Source organism: Shewanella denitrificans OS217 (assembly GCF_000013765.1).
GTDB lineage: Bacteria > Pseudomonadota > Gammaproteobacteria > Enterobacterales > Shewanellaceae > Shewanella > Shewanella denitrificans.
Window position 1 is genome coordinate 3,184,639 of the sequence record NC_007954.1, and the last position, 25,992, is coordinate 3,210,630.

Consider the following 25,992-nt stretch of genomic DNA (forward strand, 5'->3'; position numbering starts at 1 on the left):
CTTAACGGCTTATGAAGCCTGATTCATTTTCAATCGGATGATGTAATTTAGTAATTAACTTAGTAAAAAAATCTTCATCCGAATACCCTAAAACAATAAGTTCATGCAGTGTACAAGAAGACTCTCTAAGATGTGCGAGAAATTTATCCGTTATTACATTAGGAGAATGATGTTGCTTCCAATACTCATAAGAATTTTTTGATACAGCAGAAAAATCATTTACTAACTTTTCAATCTCCACATCAAGAGAAGATACATCTTCTAGATGTTCGCTTGTAATTTCTTCACCAACATTAAAACCTTTGACATCGAATAAATACTTGTATTTATACAGCCCTTGTATTTCTTGATATGAATAATCTAAACAAAAAGTTGGAATTTTATTTTTCGCTCCTTCTAGAGCACTTGTTCCCATACTAAATACAATATGATGTGATGCAATAAGACTATCTAACCCATCAAAAGGAACTGTTCCGACAAAATTGCAGTTAAGATGCTTACAAAGAGATGCATGTTCTTTGATTTTTGATGTTGACACGCCATCACCGACAATAGTTAAAGAAATTTTCCGCGACAGCCCATCAAGTCGATCGATAGTATGCAATAATATAGGTACTTTAAAACCCTCTAGCCGGCCAAGCCATAAACATTTTATATCATCAATTGGTGCAAAATTTATGACAGTTTTATTTTCATACCCCGTCATTATTGGTAGTAAAGGATATGTATCTAAGGGTACATTAAAATACCTATACGTTTTATTTTTATTTTCTAAATCCATAAATGCGATCGATTGTTTATGCAATAAAACTTTTAGCATATTTTTTATTTTCCTCTTCCTTAAAAAAGAGAAAGAATTGACTAAAGGAGCAATAAACTTAAAAAGTGTTTTAGATGGATGATTAGAAACTAACCCAGGGAATAAGTTATCAGGATGTAAATTCCAGAAAAAAACGTCTATATCTCGAGGAAAGGAACTTACCTTATGAATTCGCCACAAAGGAATACTTTGTAAAATTAAAACTGAATTAACAGGCAGTAATTCTGGTTGATCAAATGGAACAAACTTAACATTATCTGGTAAATTTCTTGCCATATACCCATTATCAAAATCCATCAGGATCACTTTGAATGATTTTGACAAAATAGTGGCCAAACGAAGGAAAAGTACTGAGACGCCTCCCACTTCACGATAAGGAAAATAAAAAACTAGCGTTTTGTTACAATTCATAAACACTTTGCAACCTAATTAAGAATACATTCAACTTTTAAAAATTATACTTTTTATTAAAGTAATCTTTGATAGCATCAACAACATAACTGACCTCTGAGTCGGACAAATCAAAATGCATAGGCAATGTCAAGATCTGTTTAGACAACAACTCAGTAACTGGTAGCGAATAATTTGACTTGTATAGAGTTAAGTAATGATTTGGTTGATAGTGAATTCCTGTTTCAATACCTTTTTCTAGAAGATGAGCTTTTAATTCATCACGAGTATCATCAGTAACTTTTATTACAAATATATGTGGAGTAATCTCTTCAAAATCAAGATCAAGTAATGTAATACTCTTTAGTTCACTCAACTCTGCGCTGTATTTTTTTGCAATATCTTTTCTTCTTTTTGCAAAATTATCGGCTTTTTTAAGTTGTTCACGGCCAATGGCAGCCATAATATTGCTCATATGATACCTAAAGCCTTGATGCTGCACATCAAAAGTCCAACTACGTTCACCGTTATAGCGTCGTTCGGAGTCATTTTCAACCCCTAACAATCTAGCATCTCTTATTCGTTGCTGAAGATTGCTATCGCTAGTTATAATGGCACCGCCTTCACCTGAAGTGATATTTTTTATTCCGTCAAAACTAAAACAAATGACATCACCTTCCAGACCAATTTTCTTACTATTTCGGGTACATGTAAATGAGTGTGCAGCGTCTTCAATAACTCTTAAGTTATATTTATTGGCAAGTTCATAAATTAAGGGGATTTGAGCGGAATTACTTCCATAATGCACAGGCATAATTGCTTTTGTTTTTGATGTGATTCTTGCTTCTAAATCAATAAGGTCAATGAAACAATCACTTTCGTTCACATCACATGAAACGGGTTGTGCCCCTGTTGCTGAAATAGCTTGATATGATGCAACGTATGTTAAGGAAGGCACTAAAACTTCGTCACCATGACTGATATCCATACCAGCTAGAGCAAGATGTAAAGCTGCAGTTCCAGTATTAACGCATATGACATTAGACTCGTCTATGCCTATATATTTAGCGATCTCCCTCTCAAACAATTGGACTTCTAAGCCCATACCAAGAAATTCTTTATCTAAAACTGATAATACGGCTAGCTTTTCTTCCTGCCCTATTGATGATTTTGATAATCTTATTCTATTCATAATTTACCACTTATAAGGAATATAACTTAATGCCTCTGAAATAGATTCTGAAGGATCATGTTCAATACTGGCAATATTTAGTAACAGATTCAATCCAGAACCAACGCCTTGAAATGCAACCCAGACACCAGCAGGGACTGTTAGTCGAACATAATTATCAGGAGACGCTATGACATCTACATACTCACCATACGAATTACTTTCATATCTATCGTCATAGAAAACAAATCTTATGCTACCAACTGGTACAACTAAGTTTAGAATCATTTTCGTATGTTTTTTCCAGCCTTTAATATCATCTAAATGAACACTAGAAAAATATGCTTCACCAAATGAACTAAAGCTTTCATCGGAATTTTTTAAAGCATGATAAATATCACCTTTCTCATTTAATATTCGCTTTAATCGAGTAATAACAATTCCGTCAATCATTAGTCACACCATGATATATTTTTTTCTTTAGCTATTCGTTGATATTCATTAATTTGCATAGAAGTAAATTTCATCATGTCTTTTTCTTTCTGATAAAACTCGTAATACCACTCACTCACAAATTTAATGCACTGATTATAATTTAGGTTAGCTTCCCACTTCAAATTAAATAGAGCCTTATCACAGTTTAATTTAAGTAAACCAGCTTCATGAAAGGGGATATTGTCGGTCACAACATAGGCATCATCGGTATTTTTAAAATACCAATATTTACTTAGATCAGAAAGCAAATCTTTGACTGTATGATTTTGCTCTGATCTTGGGCCAAAATTGTACTGTTGCCCATGGTTATTTGAATCTAAAGCTAGCCCTTGACCAAGTGCTAAATAACCACTTAATGGTTCTAAAACGTGTTGCCACGGTCTTGTAGCATCAGGACATCTAATTTCGACCTGGAGATTTTTATTCCAAGCTCGCATACAATCAGCGACAATTCGATCAGGCGCCCAATCTCCACCACCAATAACATTACCAGCTCTGCCTGTCGCTACTCTTACATTATCATCAGCCGTTGGAAAAAATGATTGTTGATAAGCATGGAAAATAACTTCAGCAGCACCTTTTGAACCACTATAAATGTCACGACCACCAACAGCGTCAGTCTCTTTATATCCCCAGACCCATTCAACGTTTTCATAGCACTTATCACTAGTAATAATTACTGCGTAACATTTATGCGTAAACTTTCGAAGAACCTCAAGGACATTAGCAGTTCCCATTACATTCGTTGAAATAGTCTCTAAAGGGTTACTATAAGATAAAGATACTATCGGCTGAGCTGCTAGATGAAAAAGAAAATCAGGTTTAAAATCAGTAATGATTTTTGTTATAGTATTTAAATCACGTATATCGGCAATATGATGTGTAATTTTCTTTTCAAGTTCTAGTTCTTCAAACATCGATGGTTTTGTTGGAATATCAATTGATAAACCACAAACCTCTGCACCGAGCTCAAGCAACCAAGCTGTTAACCAGGTTCCTTTAAAACCTGTATGTCCAGTAATTAAGACTTTTTTCCCATTATAAATACTTCCAAACATATAATTACCAACTCTTCCACTTAGCTTTATTTGACTGTAGCATGGCATCTAACTCATTTTTATCTTTTAGCGTATCCATACACTTCCAAAAACCATTATGTTTATAGGAAAATAACTCTCCATCTTTTGCTAAATTTTGTAAAGGTGCTTGCTCGAAAACAGTTGAATCGCCTTCTTTAATATAATCAAATACTGATGGCTCACAAACGAAGAATCCACCATTAATCCAAGAGCCATCACCTTTTGGTTTTTCAAGGAAATTTGTAATTCTATTCCCTTCAATTTCAATAGCCCCAAAACGACCATCTGGTTGCACAGATGTCATAGTTATAGCCTTTCCATGACTTTTATGAAAATCGACTAATTCAGTAATATTAACGTCCGAAACTCCATCGCCATAAGTTAACATGAATGGTTCATTACCTATGATCTCTTGCGCTCTTTTAACACGCCCGCCGGTCATGCTATTAACACCAGTGTCGAGCAAAGTCACAGTCCATGGCTCGGATGTGTTTTTCTGAATTTTCATCTCATTTGTTGATAAATCTATAGTTACGTCACTTTGATGTAAAAAGTAATTCGCAAAGTATTCCTTAACGTAATAACCTTTGTAACCTAATAATACAACGAATTCATTATAACCATGTTGCGAATACATTTTCATAATGTGCCACAGGATCGGCTTACCTCCTATCTCAACCATAGGTTTAGGTTTAAGATCCGTTTCCTCTGATAGCCGTGTCCCTAATCCACCTGCTAATAATAATACTTTCATAACTTTCCTTAAATTTCTATATGATTTTTATCTATTAAATCTCAAATTCATTCACTGCACATATTACTTTTCTAACATCACCTAAGCTCATAACAGGACTTATAGGTAAAGAAATAACCTCTTCATGTAACTTTTCAGAGATGTCAAACTTACAATTTGACATCTCAATATATGCACCTTGTTTATGTGGAGGAATGGGATAATGAACCAACGTTTGAATTCCCTTTTCCATTAAATATTTCTGAAACTTCGATCTATGAGTACATTTAGCTACATATAAATGCCAAACGTGGCCACTTTCAACCTCAACTGTTGGCAATATTATTTGTGGATTATTAATTTCACTTGTATATGCTTTCGCTATATTTCGCCTAGCCGATATTTCAAGGTCTAAATACTTCAATTTAACTTGTAGCATAGCTGCTTGAATCTCATCTAAACGGCTATTAACACCTTTGTATTTATTCTTATATTTTTCGTGTGAACCGTAATTACGTAAAGCAATTAGCACTTCATTTAGCTCATCATCATCTGTAGTTACCGCGCCAGCATCACCTAATGCTCCTAAATTTTTCCCTGGATAGAAGCTAAATGCACCCGCGTCCCCCCAAGTACCACATTTTTTTCCATCTATCATTGCACCATGAGACTGAGCACAATCCTCTAATACTAGTAAGTTATGTTCATTAGCTATTTGCATAATCTCGACCATAGGTGAGATTTGGCCATAAAGATGAACGGGTAAGATAACTTTAGTTTTAGGTGTTATAGCAGCCTTGATCCCTTCGGGAGTTAGGTTAAAGCTGTTGCAATCAGGCTCAACCAATACAGGCTTTAGTCTATTTTCTGTAATCGCCAAGATAGAAGCGATATAGGTATTCGCTTGAACAATCACCTCATCACCTTCTTGCAGTTTTCCCATCTCTTTCCAAGCACGCAAGGTTAATGTAAGTGCATCCAATCCATTTGCGACTCCAACCGCATATTGGGTGCCACAATAATCAGCAAATTCGCTTTCAAAATTAGTCAGCTCACTCCCCATTATGTACCAACCTGAATCGATAACACGAGAGCAAGCTTGTTTTAATTCATCAGAATATTGGCCGTTGATTGCTTTCAAATCTAAAAATGGAATCATTAGTTTTGTCTCATTTGTTTAAAAGTTGAATAATCACGAATGTAATCATCAGAATCATAGTAATGAGAAGCAAAAACCAAGAGTACGGCATCTTTTGAATATTTATATTGAACGCCCCATGTCATTGGAGGTAAATATATCCCTTTATCAATACTATCTAGAACATATTCTTCTCTATTTTCACCATCATCCACTAAAACACTACAGTTCCCACTTACACATATCAAAAATTGTTTACACTCTTTATGTGCGTGCTCCCCTCTCACTTCTTTGTTAGGTACACCGAAGACGGTAAAATATCTCTTAGGAGTAAACGGAATATCCTTCTCAAATTCACCAACTGATAAATTACCTCTTAAATCGTTAACTAAGTGAAACTTATGTAGTGAGACGCCTTTAACCTTTGACATCTGCAATTTTAATTCGAAATTATTGCTAGGCATAATTACGCCTGTGTTTGCTTCAACATAACCAGTAATCCTCCCTGGATTACCAATTACAATAGCATTGTCAGGAACATTTTTGGTTATAACAGCCCCAGCACCAACCATTGCATTTTCGCCTATAAGAATACCTGGTAAAATGGTTGAATTCGCACCTATAGATGCACCTTTTTTAACTATTGTTTTCAAATATTCATCAGGATAAATTTTTGAACGTGGTTGCTTATCATTAGTGAAGGTTACATTGGGTCCAATAAACACATCATCTTGAATATGTATACCATCCCAAATTTGAACACCTGATTTAATGGTGACATTATCACCAATAACCACATCATTTTCAATTAGTGAATTTGCGCAAATATTACAATTCCTACCTATAACAGCACCGGCTAATATAACGCAAAACTGCCAGACTTTGGTATTGTCACCAATATTTTGAGATTGAACATCTGCTAATTTATGAATCATTTTTCACCTGATTTTATAATTGATTGAAATGTATTGCTAGGCTTTCATCTTTACTCGATAACAAAGGCCTATCAATTAACGGCCAGTGAATATTTAAACTTTTATCATCCCAAAATATACTCACTTCCGAACTAGGGTTATAATATTCAGTACATTTATAGACAAACTCAGCCTCATCACTGGTGACATAAAAGCCATGGGCAAACCCTTCTGGCACCCATAATTGTCGCTTATTTTCGGCAGATAAATACACCCCAACCCATTGACCATATGTTAATGAGTCTTTTCTAATATCAACCGCCACATCAAACACCTCACCGGAAACAACGCGTACAAGTTTACCTTGAGCATTTTCAGTTTGGTAATGCAAACCTCGAAGAATACCTTTCTTAGATTTTGTGTGATTATCTTGAACAAAAGAGCAAGGTTTTTTGGCGACTTTTTCTTCAAATTCATTTTGTCGCCATGTTTCCATAAAAAAACCACGTTCATCGCCATACACTAGTGGTTCAATGATTTTCACATCGGGTATTTTTGTATCAATAACTTTCATCTATGAATACTCATCAATCTGTTTTAATGCACTCTGCCAATCACTTTGTTCAATAACGAAGGCAATGTTAATTTTATGGCAATCTAATCGGGAATTTGCAGGCCGTTTAGCTGGAGTTAGGTAATCCAGTGTAGTTATTGGTCTAACTTGAATTGTGTTTTTCAAAAAACCTTGCTGTAGCGCTGTGCTAAAAATAGTTTTAGCAAAATCATACCAACTTACATGTGGAAAACCAGAGTAATGATATACACCATAAGCTTGATTGCCCTTCATAACTTGATTTGATATAGCTAAAATAGCCTTAGCAATATCCCCTGCATAGGTAGGTCCACCAAACTGGTCGGCCACAACATCTAAAGTGTCTCTTGTTTTAGCGAGGCGAAGCATTGTTTTAACGAAGTTATTACCGTGTTCCCCAAAGACCCATGCTGTTCGTAATATAATATGCCTTGAGCAGGCAAGTACTACAGCTTGTTCGCCAGCAAGTTTACTACGACCATATTCACTCTGAGGCCCAGTTTTATCGGATTCGACATAGGACTCAGAGCTATTTCCTGAGAATACATAATCTGTAGAAAGATGGATAATAAGTGCATTGACATCATTGGCTGCAAGTGCAAGATTATAAGGACCATCTCGATTTATTGCATAGGCCAACTCACATTCTTTTTCTGCTCTATCAACTGCAGTATAAGCAGCTGCATTAATAATGATGTCAGGCTTAAACTCTGCAACGACTTTACTGACTTCATTGGCATCGGTAATATCAAGCTGTTCGCGGTCTAATGCTAAAAACGTTAGATCAGTCTCTGCATCGAGAAGTTCAACTAAGCAACTCCCTACTTGACCATTCTTGCCTGTGATTAAGATCCTCATATTATAATCCGTTAGCTAATCGAGCTAAATATTGACCATAATTATTCTTCATCATAGGTTTAGCTAGTTCTAAAAGTTGCTGCGAACTTAACCAACCATTACGTAACGCAATTTCTTCTAAACAAGCTACTTTAAGGCCTTGTACATTCTCAATAGTTTGCACAAAGGAAGATGCCTCGTGCAAGCTCTCGTGAGTTCCCGTGTCTAGCCAAGCAAAGCCGCGACCTAATAACTCGACACTCAGACTACCATCATTTAAATACATTTCATTTAAGCTTGTAATTTCTAACTCACCGCGGAGCGAAGGTTTGACAGTCTTTGCCATTTCTATGACTCTGTTGTCATAAAAATAAAGTCCTGTTACCGCATAATTTGACTTAGGTTTCAATGGCTTTTCTTCTATCGAAATTGCTTTCATATCTTGGTCAAATTCAACCACCCCGAAACGTTCAGGATCTTTCACTTGATAACCAAAAACTGTAGCCCCTCTATCTTTATTAGCCGCATTCTTCAGCGTTTTACTAAAAGACTGGCCATAGAAAATATTATCACCCAAGACTAAACACACACCGTCTTTACCGATAAATTCTGCACCGATAATAAAAGCTTGTGCTAAGCCATCTGGTGATGGCTGAATTTCATAGCTTAAATTAATGCCGAAATCTGAACCATCACCTAATAAACGCTTAAAAGCTTCATTGTCTTCTGGCGTAGTAATAATCAAGATATCGCGAATGCCTGCTAGCATTAATGCTGACAATGGATAGTAGATCATTGGTTTGTCATATATTGGCAATAACTGTTTAGATACACCACGAGTCAATGGATATAAACGCGTCCCTGAACCACCGGCGAGAATAATGCCTTTCATATTTAAATAAGTTCCTAGATTAATAGGCCCTAGGTTATAGAAATTAAAACTAGGACTTTAGGTCAATGCAACAGCAAGTGCTGGTTAAATACCTAGACGTTCGCGTTGGTAGCTACCATCTTGTACATGCTGGCACCAGTTTTGGTTAGCTAAATACCATTCGATAGTTTTACGTAAACCTGTTTCAAATGTTTCTTCTGGCAACCAATTTAATTCTTTGTGTATTTTAGTTGCATCAATAGCATAACGACGGTCATGACCAGGGCGATCAGCTACAAAGGTGATTTGCTCTGCATACGGGGTACTTTTAGGGACTAACGTATCTAAAATACTGCAAATAGTATTTACCACTTCAATATTTTGTTTCTCGTTGTGACCACCAATATTATAAGTTTCACCCACTTTACCCTCTGTAACCACTTTATAGAGTGCTCGAGCATGGTCTTCAACATACAGCCAATCTCGAATTTGATCGCCCTTACCATAAATAGGTAATGGCTTGCCCTCTAAGGCATTTAAAATCACTAACGGGATCAACTTCTCAGGAAAATGATACGGACCGTAGTTGTTAGAGCAGTTCGTCACAAGGGTTGGTAAACCATAGGTACGGTGCCAGGCTCTGACTAAATGATCGCTTGAAGCTTTTGATGCCGAATACGGACTAGAAGGTTCATATGATGTCGTTTCGGTAAATAACGGCAACTTCTTATTGGGTGAAGACTCGATACTATCTTCAATATCGTCTGGATGTGGTAGATCGCCATAAACCTCGTCTGTCGAGATATGATGGAACCTAAAGGCTTTTTTAGCATCATCAGCTAGGGTATTCCAATAGGCTCGAGCGGCTTCAAGTAGCGTATAGGTGCCAACAATATTAGTTTGAATAAAGTCTGACGGTCCAGTGATCGAGCGATCAACATGAGACTCTGCAGCTAAGTGCATAACCGCATCTGGTTGATGCTCTTTAAACACTCTGACTAAATCAACAAGGTTGCAAATATCGACTTGCTCGAAAATGTATCTTTCATCATTTTCGATGCTGACTAGAGACTCAAGGTTACCTGCATAAGTCAATTTATCGAGATTAATTACTGTATCTTTAGTATTATTAATAATATAACGAACTACCGATGAACCAATAAAACCTGCACCGCCTGTTACAAGTATCTTCATGTTGCTCCTTTATTACTTTTCGACTTCAAGAAATTATGCGCGATTTTCTCTATCAACTTAAACTTATGTTCCACATAAAAAATAATCAACAAGAAGACGATACACTTATAAGACATTCTATAAACAATATCACTGCCAACAAACTGGGAGTTTATGAAAAAAAACAAAACAGATGACACAATAACAAACCAAGTAATTGCAGGCGAATATTTTACTTTATAAAGATGATTTGAAACAATCCCTAACGATACAGTTATCAAAAAATACGTTACAAAAGTGCTTAAGATCGCGCCCCAAATCCCGAATGCAGGAATAAGAAATACATTTAAAATGATATTAACCAAAGAGAATGCAAAATAAACAAGAGTTTGACGACCTAACTTTCTTTTAAAAGAAAGACCAATGGAAACAACGTTAACAAGTCCATAAATACAAACAGATAGCATTAATGGAAATATATAAATTATTGATTCTGCATAACCTGCGTGTTTACCAAAAAGATACACAAATTCTTCTGCCGCAAAAGATATTAGTATAGATAAAAACAATCCTATTAGAACATAACTTTCATAAGTTTTCGAAATTAATACCTTAACACCATTACTTTCCCTTTGCTCCATTACTATTGGGTTGAAAACCTGAATAAATGGTGTCGTGAAAATAACAGTAATAATTCCTGCTAACTTAACCGATAGTGAATAAACACCTACATCATTGATACTAAGATATTTATTGATAAAAAATTGGTCAGCCCACAATATTGTCAAGCCACCTAGACTTGATAATACTGTATAGAAACCATAATTCAATTGTAAAACGGCTTCTTTTCTCATGAATTTTGATTGGAAAAATAATCGATAGTGAAACAAAAAAAATACAATAAAAATTATAACCTGAGAAACTAAAGGACCAATTAATGCCCCAATAACACCCATTCCCTCAAAAATAACAAAGTAATAAATACCAACTATATTGCCAAACACACTTAATATACTAAAAAAAAGGAAAAGGTATGGTTCGTTTTTTAATCTAAAATAAGTTAGAAAGGCAAAATTAATGAAGCCGAATGAGGCAGTAATCAGTGCGTAAAAAACCCCCTGCGCCCAGGTTACATTATCGAATATAAGTATTGAAATAAAATCTGCAAAAATATAACCCAGTATAATTTGCAATCCACCACCAAAGGCCAATAAGACTAATGTGGTGTAAAAACAATTCATTCTATCTTGATGCTCGGGATAATCAAAATAGGAACGATTTAATGCACTTGTAACCCCTAAATAAAATACGGCAGCTCCAATTGAGCTACATATAAGTATAAGAGAATAAGTTCCATATTGACTAACTGAAAACTCAGACATGAATACAGGTAGAAATATAAAACTAATCGAAGCGCTGAATATACTGCCTAGAGTATATAATATACTAGATACCTTAAAATTATTTTTATTCAATGCAAATACTCACAGATAACAATATTCTGGCAATGACTTTTCTATTTTCAATATATTAGCCAATATATTTTTGTCAGCTTTTCCCCATAACTTTGTGTTTTTTATTGAACACATTGGATTAAAGAATTCTTTCTTATACTTATGTTCATCAAGCTCCAAACCTAAAAACTTCACAACTTTAATCACTGTTTTATCATAATCAAAAACTAAATCTTCAAAATTTACTCTTAGGACCTTGCCATTTTCTTTATCAGAAACTATCTTTCTCATTGTCTTTTGTCTCTGAATGAACAGATCTATATCAAATGAACCCGCAATTTTTGAAAAAGTACTGACATCGACATTATAACCATTAGAACTTGTAATTGAAGTCATATATATATCACGTATATCACGGTCAACGACAATAGATTTGATGTTATCAAAAAAAGGAAAGCCAGCCATAGGATTATAAGGTTCTAAAGCATTATGAGTTACAATTGTAGATGAGTTCCGATTTAATCCATTTGTAAGCAGGCGGTTAACATAACGTTTTGCATAAAGATCAAAATTTGTTCTTTCTGTTAAATTAAAATCAATATCAGGCCATGGAAATTCTTTTTTTATTTTTGCAATAAACTTTGTCTTAAAAACTTCAAAAGGTGATAAATCTACCAATGAATATGGTGACTTCATCAACCATGAATATTGAGATAGCGCATCGACAAATTCTTTCGTTACTTCAATTATATTTGGATATTGTGTTTCATACCCAAAACCGGCTTGATAAAATTTATGTATTCCTTTAGGACTTCTAGATAATATCGCGATTGTTTTTTTGAATTTTTTCAACGCAGCATCAGCTCGTAAAGGCGACCAATTATCAACAAAAGCCCATCTAAGTTCAGCCAAGCCTCCTCCTATTCGAATCAAATCAAATTCAGTTCTATAATCAGGGACTGAGAAATTCTGAAATTCTCTCAACAAATCTGAAAAAGCAGACTTTCCTGAAAACATATAACCAGATAGGTCCAAATAGTTTATTTCACTTTCTTTCATATTAAAATTACTCAACATTCTATTCCATAAAGAACAAATCTATTAATTTTGCATTCTCATTATTACACGTTGTACATCTCCTGGAGTATCAACGGCAATACTAGAACTTGGCACTTCTATCATCTGTACTGGAATATCATTCTCTATAAAACGTAATATTTCAATATCCTCAACCTGCTCAATTTTTGTTTTCTCTTTATGAGAAGCAAAAAAGACTAGATGCTCTTTAGAAAAAGCATAGATACAAACTTGCTTATAACCAAAAGTATACTCATTGTTTTTTGTGACTGGTATAGGAGAGCGACTCATATAGAGTAAATTACCAGTTTTGCTTACAACAACTTTTGGTACGGTAAAGGATCTGAATTCATCTTCTGAATAAATTGCACACATCGCATTAACAACCGTATTTGGTTGTTCTTTATATTTTGCTATAACAGTTCGAATATCATCAGGTTCTATCAAAGGCTCATCGCCCTGTACATTAATGATAAAATCGCAATCCAACTGCAGATTGGCCTCAGCTAATCTATCTGTACCCGTTAAGCATTCGGATGAAGTCATAATAACTTTTGCACCAAAAGCATTACATACTTCATAAATCTTATCATTATCTGTTGCTACATAAACATTTTCTGCTCCAACAGCAGCAGAACACCGCTCCCAAACGTGCTGTATCATTGGTTTCCCAAGGATATTAACTAATGGTTTCCCTGGGAAACGGCTAGATTGATATCTAGCTGGGATAACAACTGCGCATTCCATATAAGTATCTTAAACCTTTGTATTATTGATTATAATTGGCCACTGTTCTAATACTTCAAAATTATTATCTTCTGATAGCATTTGCATACGTTCAACGACATTTGAATAAGGTATATAGCAATAGAAGTCTATATTGTTAGATTTACTTGCTTCAAAATCAGAAACAGCATCACCAATCATCACTGCAGTTGCATTTGACTCTTTACTTATAATCTTTTTTATTAGATCTGATTTCTTTGTAGGAGAACCATATACTTTAATAAAGTGCAGATCTAACCCACGATTTTTGAATACTTCACGTAGTTCACTTTGTTCTGAACCACTTGCTACGTATTTTCGACCCGGTAATGACTCTATGAACTCCAAGAAATTAGGTGTTAATTCAGCAGTAAGATAAAGCGTACGGCATTGGTTTGAAAAATCTGCTAGTAGTTTTTGCTCTACATACACTCTATCTATTTCTTCAACATTAAGAATGTATTCTAAAAAATGAGCAACGTGATGGAAGCGTGATTTTCCGAAATTATTAGCAAAATAATCAACACATTCAGCAATTAACTCAGGGGTAAAAGGAAGGGCTGACAGCGCTTCCCTCATAGCTTGAACCTTAAGTGCATTTGAGTCTAAAATAACTCCATCACAATCAAAAATATACAGGTCGTAATTATAGATTGGGTGCATAAATAGACCCTTGTTCAACAGGGTAGCTCGTTGGAGTAAGAGCTTTAATTGTTAAGTTAGGAGCAAACAGTTTAAATTTTGACAGTAAGTCGAACATTTCAGTTTGACGAATATCACCGCGTTCGTAGCCATCAACGCCTACGAGGGAAACGCTTTTCGCTTGCGAGTGAACAGCTATAGCCAAAGCATACGCGGCAGTTAAATCATAAGGCACGCTGCAACTTTTATCTGCCACCATAAATTTATCAGATTCAATATTAAGGCCATAATCTATAAACTCATTGGATACACTTTTCAGCTCTTCATCAGTAAACCTATGAGCAGGCATAATCAATGGACGCTCTAAACTTTTATATACGTCTTGCTCAGATAAGAATTTACTATTATGAGACACACAGTAATAATTCACAAACTCAGGCGCTAAAGTGCTAATAGCATTAATAGCGATAACGATGGGTTTACGTTCTTCTATGTAGTTCTTAATTTCAGATAGGTATCGTGAAAGGCTAGGGCCATTACTAACAATTAACAACTCTTTGCCTTTAAACTTTCCGAGTAACAAATCTGTGCCGGATATTTCTTTTGAAGATGTATCAAATGAAATGGCAGATTCCATAACATCACCATTATATGATGTTGTTCCCTCAAGCTGGCTCAAATAGTTGATAGCTCCAACAATTTCTTCTGTGCCATAATGCTTGTTTGATATTAAATTTTGAATATAGGTTGGATGCACATCATTTTGAGCACCCAGAAAGTACAATAAGCTACTCCCCCAGCCAGAAACTTTTTGCATTTGTTCAAAATGACGAATTACTAACTCGTATACAGATGAAGGAAGATAGTAATTTGTGACATTGGATAGAACAGCTAATAAGCTTTCAGTTTGTGCATTTCCTGCACCACGTCCCATCCCAGTTACAGTTACATCTAGCCAATTAACACCAAGTTCTTTGGCTGTTAAAGTATTGTCTAGAGCTTTTCCCATATTATTATGAGTATGTATGCCGATATCACCAGACCATTCGGTACGTAATGCTTTAACAATACGAGTAACTTCTGTTGCGTCCATATTACCCAATGAGTCTGCAAAATAAAGTGAGTCTAAGCTGTTCCATTGACTCGCTACTTTAGCTTTTGCTGCGATGACTTCGTTAGGCTTACCTCCAGCTTGCATTAGGTTATAACCAACAATATATCCTTTAGCTTTAAGAGCTTTGACAATTGGGCCCGAATGCTCTACTTCATGAAAATGTGCAGCAACACGAACAAGCTTTATAGGACTTTTAGAGGCATCTACAAAAAGTTTATCTATAGCCTGTTCAATTGTCATTGGAGCATCTAAAACTGTCTTCGCATCAACCATCACGCCATATGTTGGGCCAGAAGGCAAACCAAGTCCTTTAAGGAAAGACTCGGTTGTATATGCAAATGGGCCATCGAAACCTTTCTTGGGAAAATTTCTTAATCCTAATTCAACATAATCAATTTTTGATTTTGCCATTGCATCTAAATAAGCGCTGACCACTTCAGGACAAAAGTCCCAATTATTATAATAACCACCATCTCGAAGGGTACAATCAAGAATACTAAAATTTTTCATTAAACATGTTCCTTTGAACTTCATAAGTTACTACTTAAAAAACGTAAAAAAGCCAACAATATTACGTACTTTTTAAGCATTACAAATATCGACGTCAAATTACCTGCATTTGAGTTAAATAACATATCTTCTTGTATGTGACACGTGTTCTTTAAATGAAATTTAACACTATTTAATCCAGTCTTATGTGAGTACTGAGACACTTTTCATCCATTTTAAGACCGTGATATTCCCGCTATCTCCTATAAAGCCTAGTTTTCAATATTTTTCGTGAAACAGTCCCAATAGGCTTGTCAAAATTAATCTTCTTTTCTCACAAAATGTCTGATTAACACAAAAAACACACCCAGCATGCCACCGAGCATAGTGCCCAACACTACAATTAATGCGCGTTTAGGCTTGGCTTTTTCTTCTTGAACTAATGCAGGATCGATTGTTTTAAATATATATTCATCGCGAACTTCAGCAAACATGATGGTTTTAGCTTGCTCTTCAACTAGTTTGTATAGCATAGAGCGGATATCGGCGATATTAGTTAGGCTTATTTGCTTGTTTAAAAACTCAGTACTGCGCATGGCCTCAAGTACATCACGCTGTTTCATCACCTTATTTATATCCTCAACCAACCAGGTCACCCACTGCTGAGCGAGCGTTGGTGAAACATGTTCAACTGCAAGTTTAACCATACCGGTTTCTTTATCTTTATTGATCGAAACCAGCTTTGAAAATTCTTTATACGCTTCTTGCATTGATGGTTGTGGTTTAAAAGGCGGATTAACTTCTCTTATCCACTTTTTTGTATCTACTAAGTAATCATCAACGTCATAAATAACTTTATCGTTTGCCATGTCCCATGACTTTGCAGCCATTAAATCGGCAAGTAAGTCATGCCTTTGAATAAATTCGCTAGTAAATTGGCGCGACTTCATCACTTCAATGGCCATCTGGGTTTTATCGACGCCACCGCCACCGCCAAGATTGATGCCGGCCATGGAAGCTAGTCCGCCAAATTGGCCAGCAAGAGCTGCCAGGCCGCCACCGCCCTGCTCAGCGTCTGCTGGCGCTAATAGTGCTTCGGATTTATAGATATTCGGCTGGCTTAATGCGAATATCACCGAACCGATAGCAAATATTGCAGTAATGGCGATAATTACCCACTTGCCTTGCCAGATAACAGCAAAAAGTTCGCGAAGATCGATTTCATCAGAACTTTCCATCTGCTGTGTGGATGGGAAGTTCACATCTTGTTGGTATTTTTTAATTTCTATCGACATTAAACGTTTGTCTCTTTTTTGTTCTAGGTTCTAGGTTCTAGGTTCTAGGTTCTAGGTTCTAGGTTCTAGGTTCTAGGTTCTAGGTTCTAGGTTCTAGGTTCTAGGTTCTAGGTTCTGCAATATAATCGGCAGCATCTTCTTTCACGCAACCTTTTCTTATTTTAATTAATGCACCAAGCATTGCTGAGATCTCTCTTGTTTCATTAATTAGCTTCAATCCGTTTTGTTTTTCTATAACGCCTATTTCAATAGCTATAAAAATCTGCGTCGCTAACTCTCCAGATGAGCCCTTCGCAAAATATAAGAATCTCGCAGACTCAGCATGTGATTCTCGCTCTTCCCCCTCCGCAATGTTGGAAGGTATTGAAATTGCTGCTCGAGTCATTTGATCTTTTAAACCATAATCCCGACAATTTCTCAATTCAGAATAAATATCACATGCCAGTCTACTGGATCGCTTCCATACGTCTAAATTCTGAAAACTAAATGCATTCATTTAACCATCCTTGGTTCAACTAGAGTGAGACTTAGTACTAGCATGTTTTCTAGGACCTAGTACCTAGCTCCTCGTACCTTTTATTACGCTAGAGCCCAGATATCGCTGAGATGGCAACAGCTGTGTTGTAGATGATGCCCGTCACTTGCGTCCACAAGGTCAGGTTGTCTTTGTACTCAGTGTCTAATGGCACTATGACTGTATCGCCGGCATCTATGTTGGTATCGGCAGTAAACCACAAGCTATTTTGCGGCATCATTACCGAACCATCGGCTTTGATTACATAAATCCGTGAGTCATCGCCACGCTCACGACTGCCACCAGACATGTTTAAATAGTCATCCAGTGTCAAACCGGCCTTAAATCTGTGAGTAGATGGGTGCTGCACTTCGCCCATCACTGCAACCGTTTGTTTCACGGCGGGGACATAAAGCACGTCGGCATCTTCTAACTGCAGATCGGCTTCTTCAATCCCTAAGTTTAGGGCATTAAGGTCTACCACTAAGCGGCCAACCGCCTTGATATTCTCAAGATCGGTTAACATCAACTGGGCTTCACTGTAATTCACCTGCAAACCATCTTTAGAAACACCACGGCTGGCTATATCTCGACGAAGCTGATTGGCTAGCTTTTTGATTTCGAGCTGCTCTTGCTGACGCACAGATTCACGCACAAACACAGCACCACTGGCTGATGCATATTCAGTTAAACCGCCAGCACGGGCTAGCACATCACTTAAACTCTCGCCGCGGCCGATATTATAGGTACCAGGGAATTTAACTTCACCACGGATTTCAATGCTTTTTGACTCTTGCCAATCCGGAATAGTTTGTACCGTTAACACATCGCGTCCTTCAAGCATGACATTCGCCTGCTGGTCGCCGATTAACGCGCTTTGTAAGTCTATGCTTATGTGGGATATCCCAGAACTTGTGCCACTATTAATTGTCCGAGTTAACTCAGCTTTTTTAATATAAGCGCCTTCAATTAAGCCACCTGCGGCTTTGATTAAGTCAGTGACACTGCCATTTTGGCTCAATGGATACAAACCTGGATGACGCACCTTTCCAGCAACTGCGACTATTTGTATGCTGCTTTGTGTGTTTGCCTGTTGGTATAGTTTATTAATGATGGGATAAAGTAATTCGTTGCGACTCATTACGCTGCTAAGTCTTACCAGTTCAACATCATCGAATAAATTAGCCAGCATTTGAGAAACTTCGTTCGCTACCGCCTTCCGCTGTTGCTCTTGTTGCTGATTATCATTTTTATCTGTCATCACCACGCCAGCTATATCTGCAGTGGTATGTTTTTTCTTGGCCGAAAAGTTGATGGTTTCAAAGCCTGCTTTAAATAAGTCATCTCCCAATAACGAATCACCTTTAAGCTCAGCAACCTTTGCAATTCTTTCCTTAACCAGCTTATTTAACTCGAAGCGATTTTGAGTTGTATCGTCATAGTTAAAAACTAAGATTTTATCTCTAGGGGCTAAGACTAGATTATCTTTTAAACTGCTATCGCTAATGGCAGCACCAAGGCCAAATTGAATCACTTCAATATCGCCGTTTTTATTTATTTCACGGATCACTAAGGCATAATTAAGATCCGCCGTTGGCGCTAAATCGCCCCACACACTAGGAATGATATCTTTTACTTTGAGCCCTTCGTGCCATTGATACTTACCCGCTCGAACCACTGCGCCAACTAAGGTAACGCTATTCTCAAATTGACTCGAAGCCGTCTTAACGCGAATATAATCGCCCGCCTTTGCTTTTAACTGATTGTCTTTAGCTTTGGTTAAGTCAAGGTTGATAATGCTCTTTAGCCCGTTATCATTAAAACGCTCTAAACTCGTGGCTTGTGCGTAAGCACCGGCTTTAACGCCCGCTGCCATATTGACGATATCGCCTATAGTTTCATTATTAGCCACTTCATAAATAGCGGGGCGACGCACTTCACCGGTGACGCTGACTAATGAACCAACTGCAGGAATAAATACCACATCACCAGAGCGTAAGTTAATATCGCCAGAGGCATCGCCTCTTAATAACAAGTCATATAAGTCAAGGTGACCCACTAACTTGCCATGACGCTTTACTTGGATATTACGCAGACTACCAATCTCATTTACCCCGCCCGCCACAAACAAGGCTTGGGTAATAGTGGATAGACTCGATACGGTATAAGAACCAGGCTTGTAAGCATCGCCCGCAACAAAAATACGGATTGAACGCAGCTCACCCATGCTGATATTGGACTCTATGCCAATCATCTGCTGCTTAATACGTTGCTGCAGTGACTCCCTTGCTTCAGAAAAGCTCATGCCGCTCAGTTGGATTGGACCCAATTCTGGAAATTGCACACTGCCATCACGACCTACCGTTAGGCTGTATTCTTGGTTTTCTTTGCCATATAACTGAACCTTAAGCACATCTCCAGGGCCAATTTTATAATCACTGGGTACAGGCACATCAGAAACTGGCGCAAAGGTGGTAGGTTCACCGGCAAACATTTCATAACCGAAACGTTTTAACTCATTTTTTTGGCTATCTTGCTTAAAATCAAATTCTATTTTTTTGTCTTCTTCTAAGGCTTTTTCACTGTCAAACTTACCTCTTGAGTTAACAAGATTAGGATTTTCCAAGGGCTGTGATGTGCCGCGCGAGCCCCCTGACAACATTGAAGGATCTATGCCATATTGCTTCGCTATACGTTCTTGTTCTGATTTTGGCAACTGTTTGAATTGCTCTATCATCTGCGGAGAAGGAGTCACGGCTTGCGCCTGGCTGCCCAAAAGGAATAGTGCTGCGACACTGGCAACTAACATTGTTTTTGTTTTGTGTAACACCTGTTCTCTCCGTTGAAAAAAATAAAAATAAGGGCGACCTGTAAGTCGCGAAGCGACGTTCTGCCTGAAGAAGGGCGACCTACGGTCTGCTAGGACGCTGCGCTGCTAGAACCTAGGACCTAGAAGGAGCAACGCGACGTTCTCGGCGAGCTTGCGAGCACCTAGCAGTCGCAATGCGACGTCCTGCTTTCAGACACGCTACCGTTCCAGGATTTCGCTGAGCTCAATCCGCTCCCGCTGAAGACTAAAACTTTTTAGTCTTTCGTCCTTTATGAATTACATCCTGTAATTCACCCTCCGGGCCAGCTAAAGCTGTTCAAAATTGTTCCAGACAATTTGTGTCGGACACGCTACCGTTCCGCGTGGCACCCGAGACGGGTTTCGGCGTCCACTCATTTTATGAAACTTTTCATAAAATGGTCTGTTCCAGACACGCTACCGCCCATAGATTGCGGCTTCTATATTGCCCTTCGCTATGCGAAATTCTGTATTGTTTGTACTAATTTTCAATTATTTACAGCCATGAAAACTAGCAGTAAAAATTGAAGGCGAAGGATTATACCTGATCTGATAAAAAACTTATGTAGATTAATCACTCAGTTGCATAAGCCTTGTAATTAATGTTTTATTTTTGACCAGAAAATGACAAGTAATTCCCCGACCTGAAAACCAATAAGCCATTAAATTTAAACCAATAAAATAGATATTTACGGATATTTATGAAAGTCATATCGGCTCAGCTATGGCGAATGTCTCACACCCAATTCAGTTAATCTCTATTATTACCGTAACACTTTCAATTTTTTAACTCGATTGACTTATTCTTCCCCATTTGGCGCTATCTGATCTAAATTCACTTGTAAAGACTTCTGCTGCCCCATAATGGTAAACAAAACATGACAGCGTTTATCACCGTTATGCTCCTCGAAAATAGCATCCAAATCGGCGAAAGGTCCCTGGATAAAGCGCACCCTATCGCCTTTAACAAGTTCTGGTTGAAGTTCCACTTGGTGATTACCGACCCTGTGTTTGATTTCGGCTATGATGGCATCGTTAATTGGCGTCATTAATTCCTTGCAACCTATGATGCGGCTAGCCCCTCGAGTCGAGTGAATGGTGTTTACGCTAAATTCTGTAGGGTCAAAATGAATGAAGAGGTAATTGGGGAACAGCGGCACTTCAACGACCTTGGTTTTTCCTCTGGCCGTTTTTTGCTCTTTAATCACAGGTAAGTAGCTTTCAACTTGCTGTAATGCCAAGTTTTGCTGGGCTCTAAGCTCGCTCTTTGGCTTACAATATAATAAATACCAAGCTTTCATTCACACATTAACCTTTCTATAGGTACTATTAAAAGTACACGGGACCAAAGAGGCGAATGCGAGTATCAACTTTAGTATTAGTCATGCTGTTCACTCCTTCGCAGAATGCAAGATTCTAACAGCAGTAAGGCTTGTAGGCTAGAAAATAAAGGAAGGACGACCTTCGGTCTGCTAGGACGCTGCGCTGCTAGAACCTAGGGTCTAGAAGGAGCAACGCGACGCTCTCGGCGAGCTTGCGAGCACCTAGCTGTCGCGAAGCGACACCCTGCTTTTTCAATCATATTGATTTTCGAAATAACTCTCTATGATAAGCACTGCAGAGACGGCATCGACCTGCCCTTTAGTAAGCGCTTTGTAGCCGCCGAGTTCAAACAAGCGCGCCTTGGCATCTGCGGTGGTTAAACGCTCATCTTGGGTGAGCACTTTGACCCCAAAGCGGCCACTGATGCGATTGGCAAACTTCTTTGCTCTTTGGGTGATATCTTGCTCTGTGCCGTCCATATTTAGCGGTAATCCGACAACCACTAAGTCCGGTTGCCATTCTTTTATTAGCTTTTCAATTTCATCCCAGTTGGGGATGCCATCTTGCGCTTTTAACGCCAATAACGGGCTGGCGCTTGCGGTTATGCTCTGCCCCACTGCGACACCTATGCTCTTGGTGCCATAGTCAAAACCTAACACGGTTTGATTCATTGTCATCTCTTAAATTATTAAATGATTAGGGCGTCACTTCGTTCCTTCTAGAGTCTAGGTTCTAGGTTCTAGAGTCTAGGTTCTAGGTTCTAGCAGCGTAGCGCCCTCGAAGACCGAAGACCGAAGGTCGTCCTAGGCCCTGGCAGCGAAGCGCCCTATGCCTCTAACAGTGACCTGTCTGGCTTGAAAGCTGCCAAATATCGAAACCTAGCTCTTTGGTGGCGAGAGTCCAAAGTTGTTCATAGTCTACATCAAACACCAATTCAGATGAGGCTTTAATCGTCAACCAAGTATTATCCGCAAGTTCTTGCTCTAACTGATCTTTACTCCAACCAGAATACCCTAAGGCGACCTTGAATTGACTCGGTGCATCGGCGCTGCCAATGGCATTCAATATGTCTCTTGAGGTCGTCAAGGTGCAGTAATCGCTGACAGCTTCACTGTTGGTCCAAACTTTTTCTGGGCTGTGCAGTACAAACCCCCTGTCCGGCAGCACAGGACCACCTATCAAGACTTGCGCGTCATCACTAAGGTTAGCTTCGGCATCTAAGTCCATTTGTATCAATAAGGCTTCGACACTCAAACCAATGGGCCGATTAATGACTATGCCCATGGCGCCCTTCTCATCGTGCTCACACACATAAATGACAGTCCGCTCGAAAAACGAACCATCTAAAGAAGGCATAGCGATAAGCAAGTGATTTTTCAGGCTGTCCATTTTATGTCCTATTACGGCGAGGGGCTAGCCGCCGGCTAGTTTGACCTTGTAATCCATTTTTTCAAGCAAAGTTTTAAGCTGCTCACGGTTATCAGTTTGCACTTCGATACTAAAGTCCTTCACAGTTCCGCCACAGCCACACTGCTTTTTAAGTTTTTGCGCTAAGGCTTTAAGATCTTTTTCATCTAGCCCTAAGCCTTTGATCACACTGACACCTTTCCCCTTACGTCCTTTAGCATCCTTATGAATGCGCACGATACCATCGCCTTGGGGCGGCTCTTGTGAGACTTGTTCAGGATTAATCCGGCCAGAATCTGTGCTGTAGACTAATGAAACATTCGGGTCCACTCTCATATCAACATCTCTTTTGCTCTTGTATTGTCTTTGCATATCCTTTCGTGAAGAACATACACCTATCAGTCATCTTACTATACCCAAGTCGTTACTTGAGGATAAATACTATCAAACCTGTACCCGTCATGGTCAACTAAAAATGGCTCCTGTTTTCAACCTTGAACCTTAACGGATTAATTATCTTAGCTGACTCTATCGCAGCTTGAAAATTAAGACTATATTAACAGTAAGTTAAGCACTCGGCTTTTGAAAGATTGAAACCCTTAACACCCAGTTGAACTTTTAAACTGCAAAAGCCTCTACAAGAGTATCTATGAGTCATATTTTGGAGCCGTTATGAGAATTCTTTTAATCGCCGCAGCCCTGTTCAGCTTGGCGGCATGTAGCACACTTTCAACCAGTTACGATTACGATCCTGAGGTTAGCTTTGCCCAATACAAACATTATGCATGGGTAGAAAAGAAGACAGATCAAAGTGGTTATCATTTAGATGGACTCATGGATCAAAGGGTCAAGGCGGCTGTCGCCAATGAATTAGCCTTAAAAGGTTTTAGCCAAGTGGCGGCCTTGGATGCAGATGTGTTAGTGAACTATCTCACCAAGATTGATAAAAAGATCGATGTTGATACTTTCAGCACAGATTTTGGTTATAACCCGTTTTATGGCCCACGTTGGGGCGTTGCAGGCAGTGTGCATACGCAAACTGTGGTCAGAGAATATGAAGTCGGCACCTTGATTGTGGATTTAATTGACAATAAAACCGGCAAGCTTGTCTGGCGTGGTACTGTCGCTGACATGATAAAGGATAGAGACACACCCCAAGAAAAAATCGCCAATATTAATCTGGCCATTAGCGCCATGATGAAAAACTACCCACCAAAAGCGTCAAAATAATCAGTTATTTCCCTACCTTCTAGCTTGTCTGTCATTTCATGGCAGACAAGCGATAGACGTCGATATTCACCTGCAGCGTTAACACTTGTTGGCATCTTAAATAGTGAAACTTAAGCTTGTTCAGTAGCGTTATGCTAGCGGCGTTATCGGATTGCACTATGGCAAGCAAGGACGATAAACCATGCTCCTCGGCGGCATAATCAATAACCGCTGCGCAGGCTTCATAAGCAAAACCTTGACCAAAATATGCCTCGGCAAAGCCATAGCCTAAGTCCACCTGTTCAAGGGTGTCACGCTTGACTAAGCCGCACGTCCCGACTGGAGTTAAATCCTCTTTTCGCTCAACCAAATACAGCCCAAAGCCCAAGTTCTGGTATGACGGTATTAGCCGAGTAGTAATGTAGGCGAGTGCATCCGCTTCAGAGTGGATGCCCCTGTCTCCAATATAATTTAAAAATCCAGGGCTCTGATATAACGCCAGTACGAAGGCCTTATCATCGGCAGTAAAATGCCGTAGATTCAATCTCTCAGTTTGTAGCACTATCATTAAAGATATGGCTTAACTAAATTGGCCATCATCACTATATGATCGTCATTATCATTTAAAGCACTGATGTAGCGAAACGACTCTCCACCAGCATGAATAAAGACTTCTCGGTTTTCCTGCTCTATTTCCTCTAAAGTTTCTAAACAGTCGGCACTGAATGCTGGGCATGCTACCGCAATCTTGCGCACCCCTTCAGAAGCCAGCGCCTCCAAGGTCACATCAGTGTAAGGTTGTAACCATTTAGCCTTACCAAAGCGGGATTGAAAGCTTGTGACAACAAAATCACTGTCAAACACTAACCCTTGCTGCTGCATTTTCTCTATCACAAGCCGCGTGGTCTTCATGCAGAAGCAGTAATATGGATCGCCTAAATGCAGATTTCGCTCAGGCATGCCGTGGTAGCTCAGCAGTAAACGTTCCGGCATCCCATTGGTGTCAAAATCGGCCTTAATAGAGGCAAACAAGGCAGAGATGTAGTCATCATTATCGTGATAAGTATGAATAAAGTGCAATGAGGGCAAATAGCGCCACTGGCTTAGTGTCTTAGCAATAGCATCGAATGCAGAAGCCGTGGTGGGCGCGGCATATTGTGGATACAAGGGCAGCACCACTAGGTTATCTATGCCTGCTTGGTGCATCTGGAGCATGGTTTGCTGCACCGATGGCGAGCCATAACGCATGGCTAAATGCACACTCACGGCTTGACCATTTTTATCTGTTAGCTGCTGCTCATCAAGGTAACCTTGTAATTTAGCTTGTTGACGCTCACTGATGGCCAATAAAGGAGAGCCAGCCTCAGTCCAGATCCCCTTATACAAGGCCGCAGACTTTGCCGGACGAATGCGCAAAATAATGCCATGAAGGATAAGCAGCCACAACAGCCTAGGGATTTCCACTACCCTAGGGTCACTTAGAAATTCGGCTAAATATCGTCTCACGGCACTGGTTGTCGGTGCATCGGGCGTACCTAAATTCATCAATAAGACGCCTGTCTTGTTTCTTTTTGTATGGCCCATTGCTTTTGATAAACCGCTTACGTTAGCCAAAATAGTCTCCAGAAGTTAATTTTTAATA

The 25,992-nt window shown here is 38.6% G+C and carries 26 protein-coding genes; 1 reads left to right on the forward strand and 25 read right to left on the reverse strand.

The window, feature by feature from the left end; translation table 11 throughout:
- Window position 1: 1 nt before the first annotated feature.
- From SDEN_RS13800 to yciH, 23 genes are all read right to left on the reverse strand, one after another.
- A complete protein-coding gene (locus SDEN_RS13800; RefSeq protein WP_157599863.1) occupies window positions 2-1,117 on the reverse strand; it encodes a hypothetical protein in 1,116 nt (371 codons plus the stop codon).
- A gap of 151 nt (window positions 1,118-1,268) precedes the next feature.
- Window positions 1,269-2,402, reverse strand: coding sequence for a DegT/DnrJ/EryC1/StrS family aminotransferase (locus SDEN_RS13805; RefSeq protein WP_011497084.1), 1,134 nt, complete (start codon window positions 2,400-2,402; stop codon window positions 1,269-1,271).
- A 3-nt stretch (window positions 2,403-2,405) separates the two neighbouring features.
- Window positions 2,406-2,834: a hypothetical protein gene (locus tag SDEN_RS13810; protein ID WP_011497085.1), complete on the reverse strand. Its 429-nt coding sequence runs from the start codon at window positions 2,832-2,834 to the stop codon at window positions 2,406-2,408.
- Window positions 2,834-3,934: a CDP-glucose 4,6-dehydratase gene (gene rfbG / locus SDEN_RS13815; RefSeq protein WP_011497086.1), complete on the reverse strand. Its 1,101-nt coding sequence runs from the start codon at window positions 3,932-3,934 to the stop codon at window positions 2,834-2,836. Before rfbG ends, SDEN_RS13810 begins: the two co-directional genes overlap by 1 nt.
- A 4-nt stretch (window positions 3,935-3,938) precedes the next feature.
- The gene (gene rfbF, locus SDEN_RS13820) at window positions 3,939-4,709 is read right to left on the reverse strand and encodes a glucose-1-phosphate cytidylyltransferase (protein WP_011497087.1); all 771 of its coding nucleotides are present in this window, start codon (window positions 4,707-4,709) and stop codon (window positions 3,939-3,941) included.
- Window positions 4,710-4,743: 34 nt separating this feature from the next.
- On the reverse strand, window positions 4,744-5,847 hold the full coding sequence (locus SDEN_RS13825; protein ID WP_011497088.1) for a DegT/DnrJ/EryC1/StrS family aminotransferase: 1,104 nt from the start codon (window positions 5,845-5,847) through the stop codon (window positions 4,744-4,746).
- The gene (locus SDEN_RS20960) at window positions 5,847-6,761 is read right to left on the reverse strand and encodes a WxcM-like domain-containing protein (protein WP_011497089.1); all 915 of its coding nucleotides are present in this window, start codon (window positions 6,759-6,761) and stop codon (window positions 5,847-5,849) included. Before SDEN_RS20960 ends, SDEN_RS13825 begins: the two co-directional genes overlap by 1 nt.
- Before the next feature lie 13 nt (window positions 6,762-6,774).
- A complete protein-coding gene (gene rfbC / locus SDEN_RS13835; protein ID WP_011497090.1) occupies window positions 6,775-7,314 on the reverse strand; it encodes a dTDP-4-dehydrorhamnose 3,5-epimerase in 540 nt (179 codons plus the stop codon).
- Window positions 7,315-8,190 (reverse strand): dTDP-4-dehydrorhamnose reductase, encoded by an 876-nt coding sequence (gene rfbD, locus SDEN_RS13840; RefSeq protein ID WP_011497091.1) that lies wholly within the window; start codon window positions 8,188-8,190, stop codon window positions 7,315-7,317. It abuts the gene before it with no gap.
- Window position 8,191: 1 nt separating this feature from the next.
- Complete coding sequence (gene rfbA, locus SDEN_RS13845) at window positions 8,192-9,061, reverse strand: glucose-1-phosphate thymidylyltransferase RfbA (protein ID WP_011497092.1); 870 nt, start codon at window positions 9,059-9,061, stop codon at window positions 8,192-8,194.
- An 84-nt stretch (window positions 9,062-9,145) separates the two neighbouring features.
- Complete coding sequence (gene rfbB, locus SDEN_RS13850) at window positions 9,146-10,234, reverse strand: dTDP-glucose 4,6-dehydratase (RefSeq protein WP_011497093.1); 1,089 nt, start codon at window positions 10,232-10,234, stop codon at window positions 9,146-9,148.
- Window positions 10,231-11,595 (reverse strand): lipopolysaccharide biosynthesis protein, encoded by a 1,365-nt coding sequence (locus SDEN_RS13855; protein WP_198134599.1) that lies wholly within the window; start codon window positions 11,593-11,595, stop codon window positions 10,231-10,233. The genes rfbB and SDEN_RS13855 overlap by 4 nt, the downstream gene beginning before the upstream one ends.
- Window positions 11,596-11,697: 102 nt before the next feature.
- On the reverse strand, window positions 11,698-12,726 hold the full coding sequence (locus SDEN_RS13860; RefSeq protein ID WP_198134600.1) for a sulfotransferase domain-containing protein: 1,029 nt from the start codon (window positions 12,724-12,726) through the stop codon (window positions 11,698-11,700).
- A gap of 42 nt (window positions 12,727-12,768) precedes the next feature.
- Entirely contained in the window at window positions 12,769-13,491 is a 723-nt protein-coding gene (kdsB, locus tag SDEN_RS13865) for a 3-deoxy-manno-octulosonate cytidylyltransferase (RefSeq protein WP_011497096.1), read from the reverse strand.
- A gap of 9 nt (window positions 13,492-13,500) precedes the next feature.
- Window positions 13,501-14,172 (reverse strand): HAD family hydrolase, encoded by a 672-nt coding sequence (locus tag SDEN_RS13870; RefSeq protein WP_011497097.1) that lies wholly within the window; start codon window positions 14,170-14,172, stop codon window positions 13,501-13,503.
- On the reverse strand, window positions 14,156-15,775 hold the full coding sequence (locus SDEN_RS13875; RefSeq protein ID WP_011497098.1) for a pyruvate carboxyltransferase: 1,620 nt from the start codon (window positions 15,773-15,775) through the stop codon (window positions 14,156-14,158). The genes SDEN_RS13870 and SDEN_RS13875 overlap by 17 nt, the downstream gene beginning before the upstream one ends.
- A gap of 299 nt (window positions 15,776-16,074) precedes the next feature.
- The gene (locus SDEN_RS13880) at window positions 16,075-17,049 is read right to left on the reverse strand and encodes a Wzz/FepE/Etk N-terminal domain-containing protein (RefSeq protein WP_011497099.1); all 975 of its coding nucleotides are present in this window, start codon (window positions 17,047-17,049) and stop codon (window positions 16,075-16,077) included.
- A gap of 100 nt (window positions 17,050-17,149) precedes the next feature.
- Entirely contained in the window at window positions 17,150-17,545 is a 396-nt protein-coding gene (locus tag SDEN_RS13885) for a four helix bundle protein (protein ID WP_011497100.1), read from the reverse strand.
- 88 nt (window positions 17,546-17,633) lie between these two features.
- Entirely contained in the window at window positions 17,634-20,393 is a 2,760-nt protein-coding gene (locus SDEN_RS13890; protein ID WP_011497101.1) for an SLBB domain-containing protein, read from the reverse strand.
- An 818-nt stretch (window positions 20,394-21,211) separates the two neighbouring features.
- A complete protein-coding gene (gene rfaH / locus SDEN_RS13895) occupies window positions 21,212-21,712 on the reverse strand; it encodes a transcription/translation regulatory transformer protein RfaH (protein ID WP_011497102.1) in 501 nt (166 codons plus the stop codon).
- Between the two features lie 273 nt (window positions 21,713-21,985).
- Window positions 21,986-22,411: a Holliday junction resolvase RuvX gene (ruvX, locus tag SDEN_RS13900; protein ID WP_011497103.1), complete on the reverse strand. Its 426-nt coding sequence runs from the start codon at window positions 22,409-22,411 to the stop codon at window positions 21,986-21,988.
- Between the two features lie 157 nt (window positions 22,412-22,568).
- Window positions 22,569-23,123 (reverse strand): YqgE/AlgH family protein, encoded by a 555-nt coding sequence (locus SDEN_RS13905; protein WP_011497104.1) that lies wholly within the window; start codon window positions 23,121-23,123, stop codon window positions 22,569-22,571.
- 24 nt (window positions 23,124-23,147) lie between these two features.
- On the reverse strand, window positions 23,148-23,477 hold the full coding sequence (gene yciH / locus SDEN_RS13910; RefSeq protein ID WP_041405816.1) for a stress response translation initiation inhibitor YciH: 330 nt from the start codon (window positions 23,475-23,477) through the stop codon (window positions 23,148-23,150).
- Window positions 23,478-23,813: 336 nt separating this feature from the next.
- Here yciH and SDEN_RS13915 point away from each other — a divergent pair, with 336 nt between their 5' ends.
- Entirely contained in the window at window positions 23,814-24,371 is a 558-nt protein-coding gene (locus SDEN_RS13915; protein ID WP_011497106.1) for a DUF4136 domain-containing protein, read from the forward strand.
- 31 nt (window positions 24,372-24,402) lie between these two features.
- Here SDEN_RS13915 and SDEN_RS13920 read toward each other — a convergent pair whose 3' ends face one another.
- A complete protein-coding gene (locus tag SDEN_RS13920) occupies window positions 24,403-24,918 on the reverse strand; it encodes a GNAT family N-acetyltransferase (protein ID WP_011497107.1) in 516 nt (171 codons plus the stop codon).
- A complete protein-coding gene (gene hemH / locus SDEN_RS13925) occupies window positions 24,918-25,934 on the reverse strand; it encodes a ferrochelatase (RefSeq protein ID WP_011497108.1) in 1,017 nt (338 codons plus the stop codon). Before hemH ends, SDEN_RS13920 begins: the two co-directional genes overlap by 1 nt.
- Window positions 25,935-25,992 lie beyond the last annotated feature (58 nt).

Coding starts and splice junctions, on each gene's coding strand:
- yciH (WP_041405816.1), bottom strand. CDS start 23,477: ATGAGAGTGGACCCGAATGTTTCATTAGTCTACAGCACAGATTCTGGC.
- SDEN_RS13870 (WP_011497097.1), bottom strand. CDS start 14,172: ATGCACCCAATCTATAATTACGACCTGTATATTTTTGATTGTGATGGA.
- rfbD (WP_011497091.1), bottom strand. CDS start 8,190: ATGAGGATCTTAATCACAGGCAAGAATGGTCAAGTAGGGAGTTGCTTA.
- SDEN_RS13860 (WP_198134600.1), bottom strand. CDS start 12,726: ATGAAAGAAAGTGAAATAAACTATTTGGACCTATCTGGTTATATGTTT.
- rfbB (WP_011497093.1), bottom strand. CDS start 10,234: ATGAAGATACTTGTAACAGGCGGTGCAGGTTTTATTGGTTCATCGGTA.
- rfbF (WP_011497087.1), bottom strand. CDS start 4,709: ATGAAAGTATTATTATTAGCAGGTGGATTAGGGACACGGCTATCAGAG.
- kdsB (WP_011497096.1), bottom strand. CDS start 13,491: ATGGAATGCGCAGTTGTTATCCCAGCTAGATATCAATCTAGCCGTTTC.
- rfaH (WP_011497102.1), bottom strand. CDS start 21,712: ATGAAAGCTTGGTATTTATTATATTGTAAGCCAAAGAGCGAGCTTAGA.
- rfbG (WP_011497086.1), bottom strand. CDS start 3,934: ATGTTTGGAAGTATTTATAATGGGAAAAAAGTCTTAATTACTGGACAT.
- SDEN_RS13915 (WP_011497106.1), top strand. CDS start 23,814: ATGAGAATTCTTTTAATCGCCGCAGCCCTGTTCAGCTTGGCGGCATGT.
- SDEN_RS13905 (WP_011497104.1), bottom strand. CDS start 23,123: ATGGACAGCCTGAAAAATCACTTGCTTATCGCTATGCCTTCTTTAGAT.
- SDEN_RS13855 (WP_198134599.1), bottom strand. CDS start 11,595: ATGTCTGAGTTTTCAGTTAGTCAATATGGAACTTATTCTCTTATACTT.
- rfbC (WP_011497090.1), bottom strand. CDS start 7,314: ATGAAAGTTATTGATACAAAAATACCCGATGTGAAAATCATTGAACCA.
- SDEN_RS13920 (WP_011497107.1), bottom strand. CDS start 24,918: ATGATAGTGCTACAAACTGAGAGATTGAATCTACGGCATTTTACTGCC.
- SDEN_RS13875 (WP_011497098.1), bottom strand. CDS start 15,775: ATGAAAAATTTTAGTATTCTTGATTGTACCCTTCGAGATGGTGGTTAT.
- SDEN_RS13880 (WP_011497099.1), bottom strand. CDS start 17,049: ATGTCGATAGAAATTAAAAAATACCAACAAGATGTGAACTTCCCATCC.
- ruvX (WP_011497103.1), bottom strand. CDS start 22,411: ATGACAATGAATCAAACCGTGTTAGGTTTTGACTATGGCACCAAGAGC.
- SDEN_RS13800 (WP_157599863.1), bottom strand. CDS start 1,117: ATGGATTTTGATAATGGGTATATGGCAAGAAATTTACCAGATAATGTT.
- rfbA (WP_011497092.1), bottom strand. CDS start 9,061: ATGAAAGGCATTATTCTCGCCGGTGGTTCAGGGACGCGTTTATATCCA.
- hemH (WP_011497108.1), bottom strand. CDS start 25,934: ATGGGCCATACAAAAAGAAACAAGACAGGCGTCTTATTGATGAATTTA.
- SDEN_RS20960 (WP_011497089.1), bottom strand. CDS start 6,761: ATGATTCATAAATTAGCAGATGTTCAATCTCAAAATATTGGTGACAAT.
- SDEN_RS13885 (WP_011497100.1), bottom strand. CDS start 17,545: ATGAATGCATTTAGTTTTCAGAATTTAGACGTATGGAAGCGATCCAGT.
- SDEN_RS13825 (WP_011497088.1), bottom strand. CDS start 5,847: ATGATTCCATTTTTAGATTTGAAAGCAATCAACGGCCAATATTCTGAT.
- SDEN_RS13810 (WP_011497085.1), bottom strand. CDS start 2,834: ATGATTGACGGAATTGTTATTACTCGATTAAAGCGAATATTAAATGAG.
- SDEN_RS13805 (WP_011497084.1), bottom strand. CDS start 2,402: ATGAATAGAATAAGATTATCAAAATCATCAATAGGGCAGGAAGAAAAG.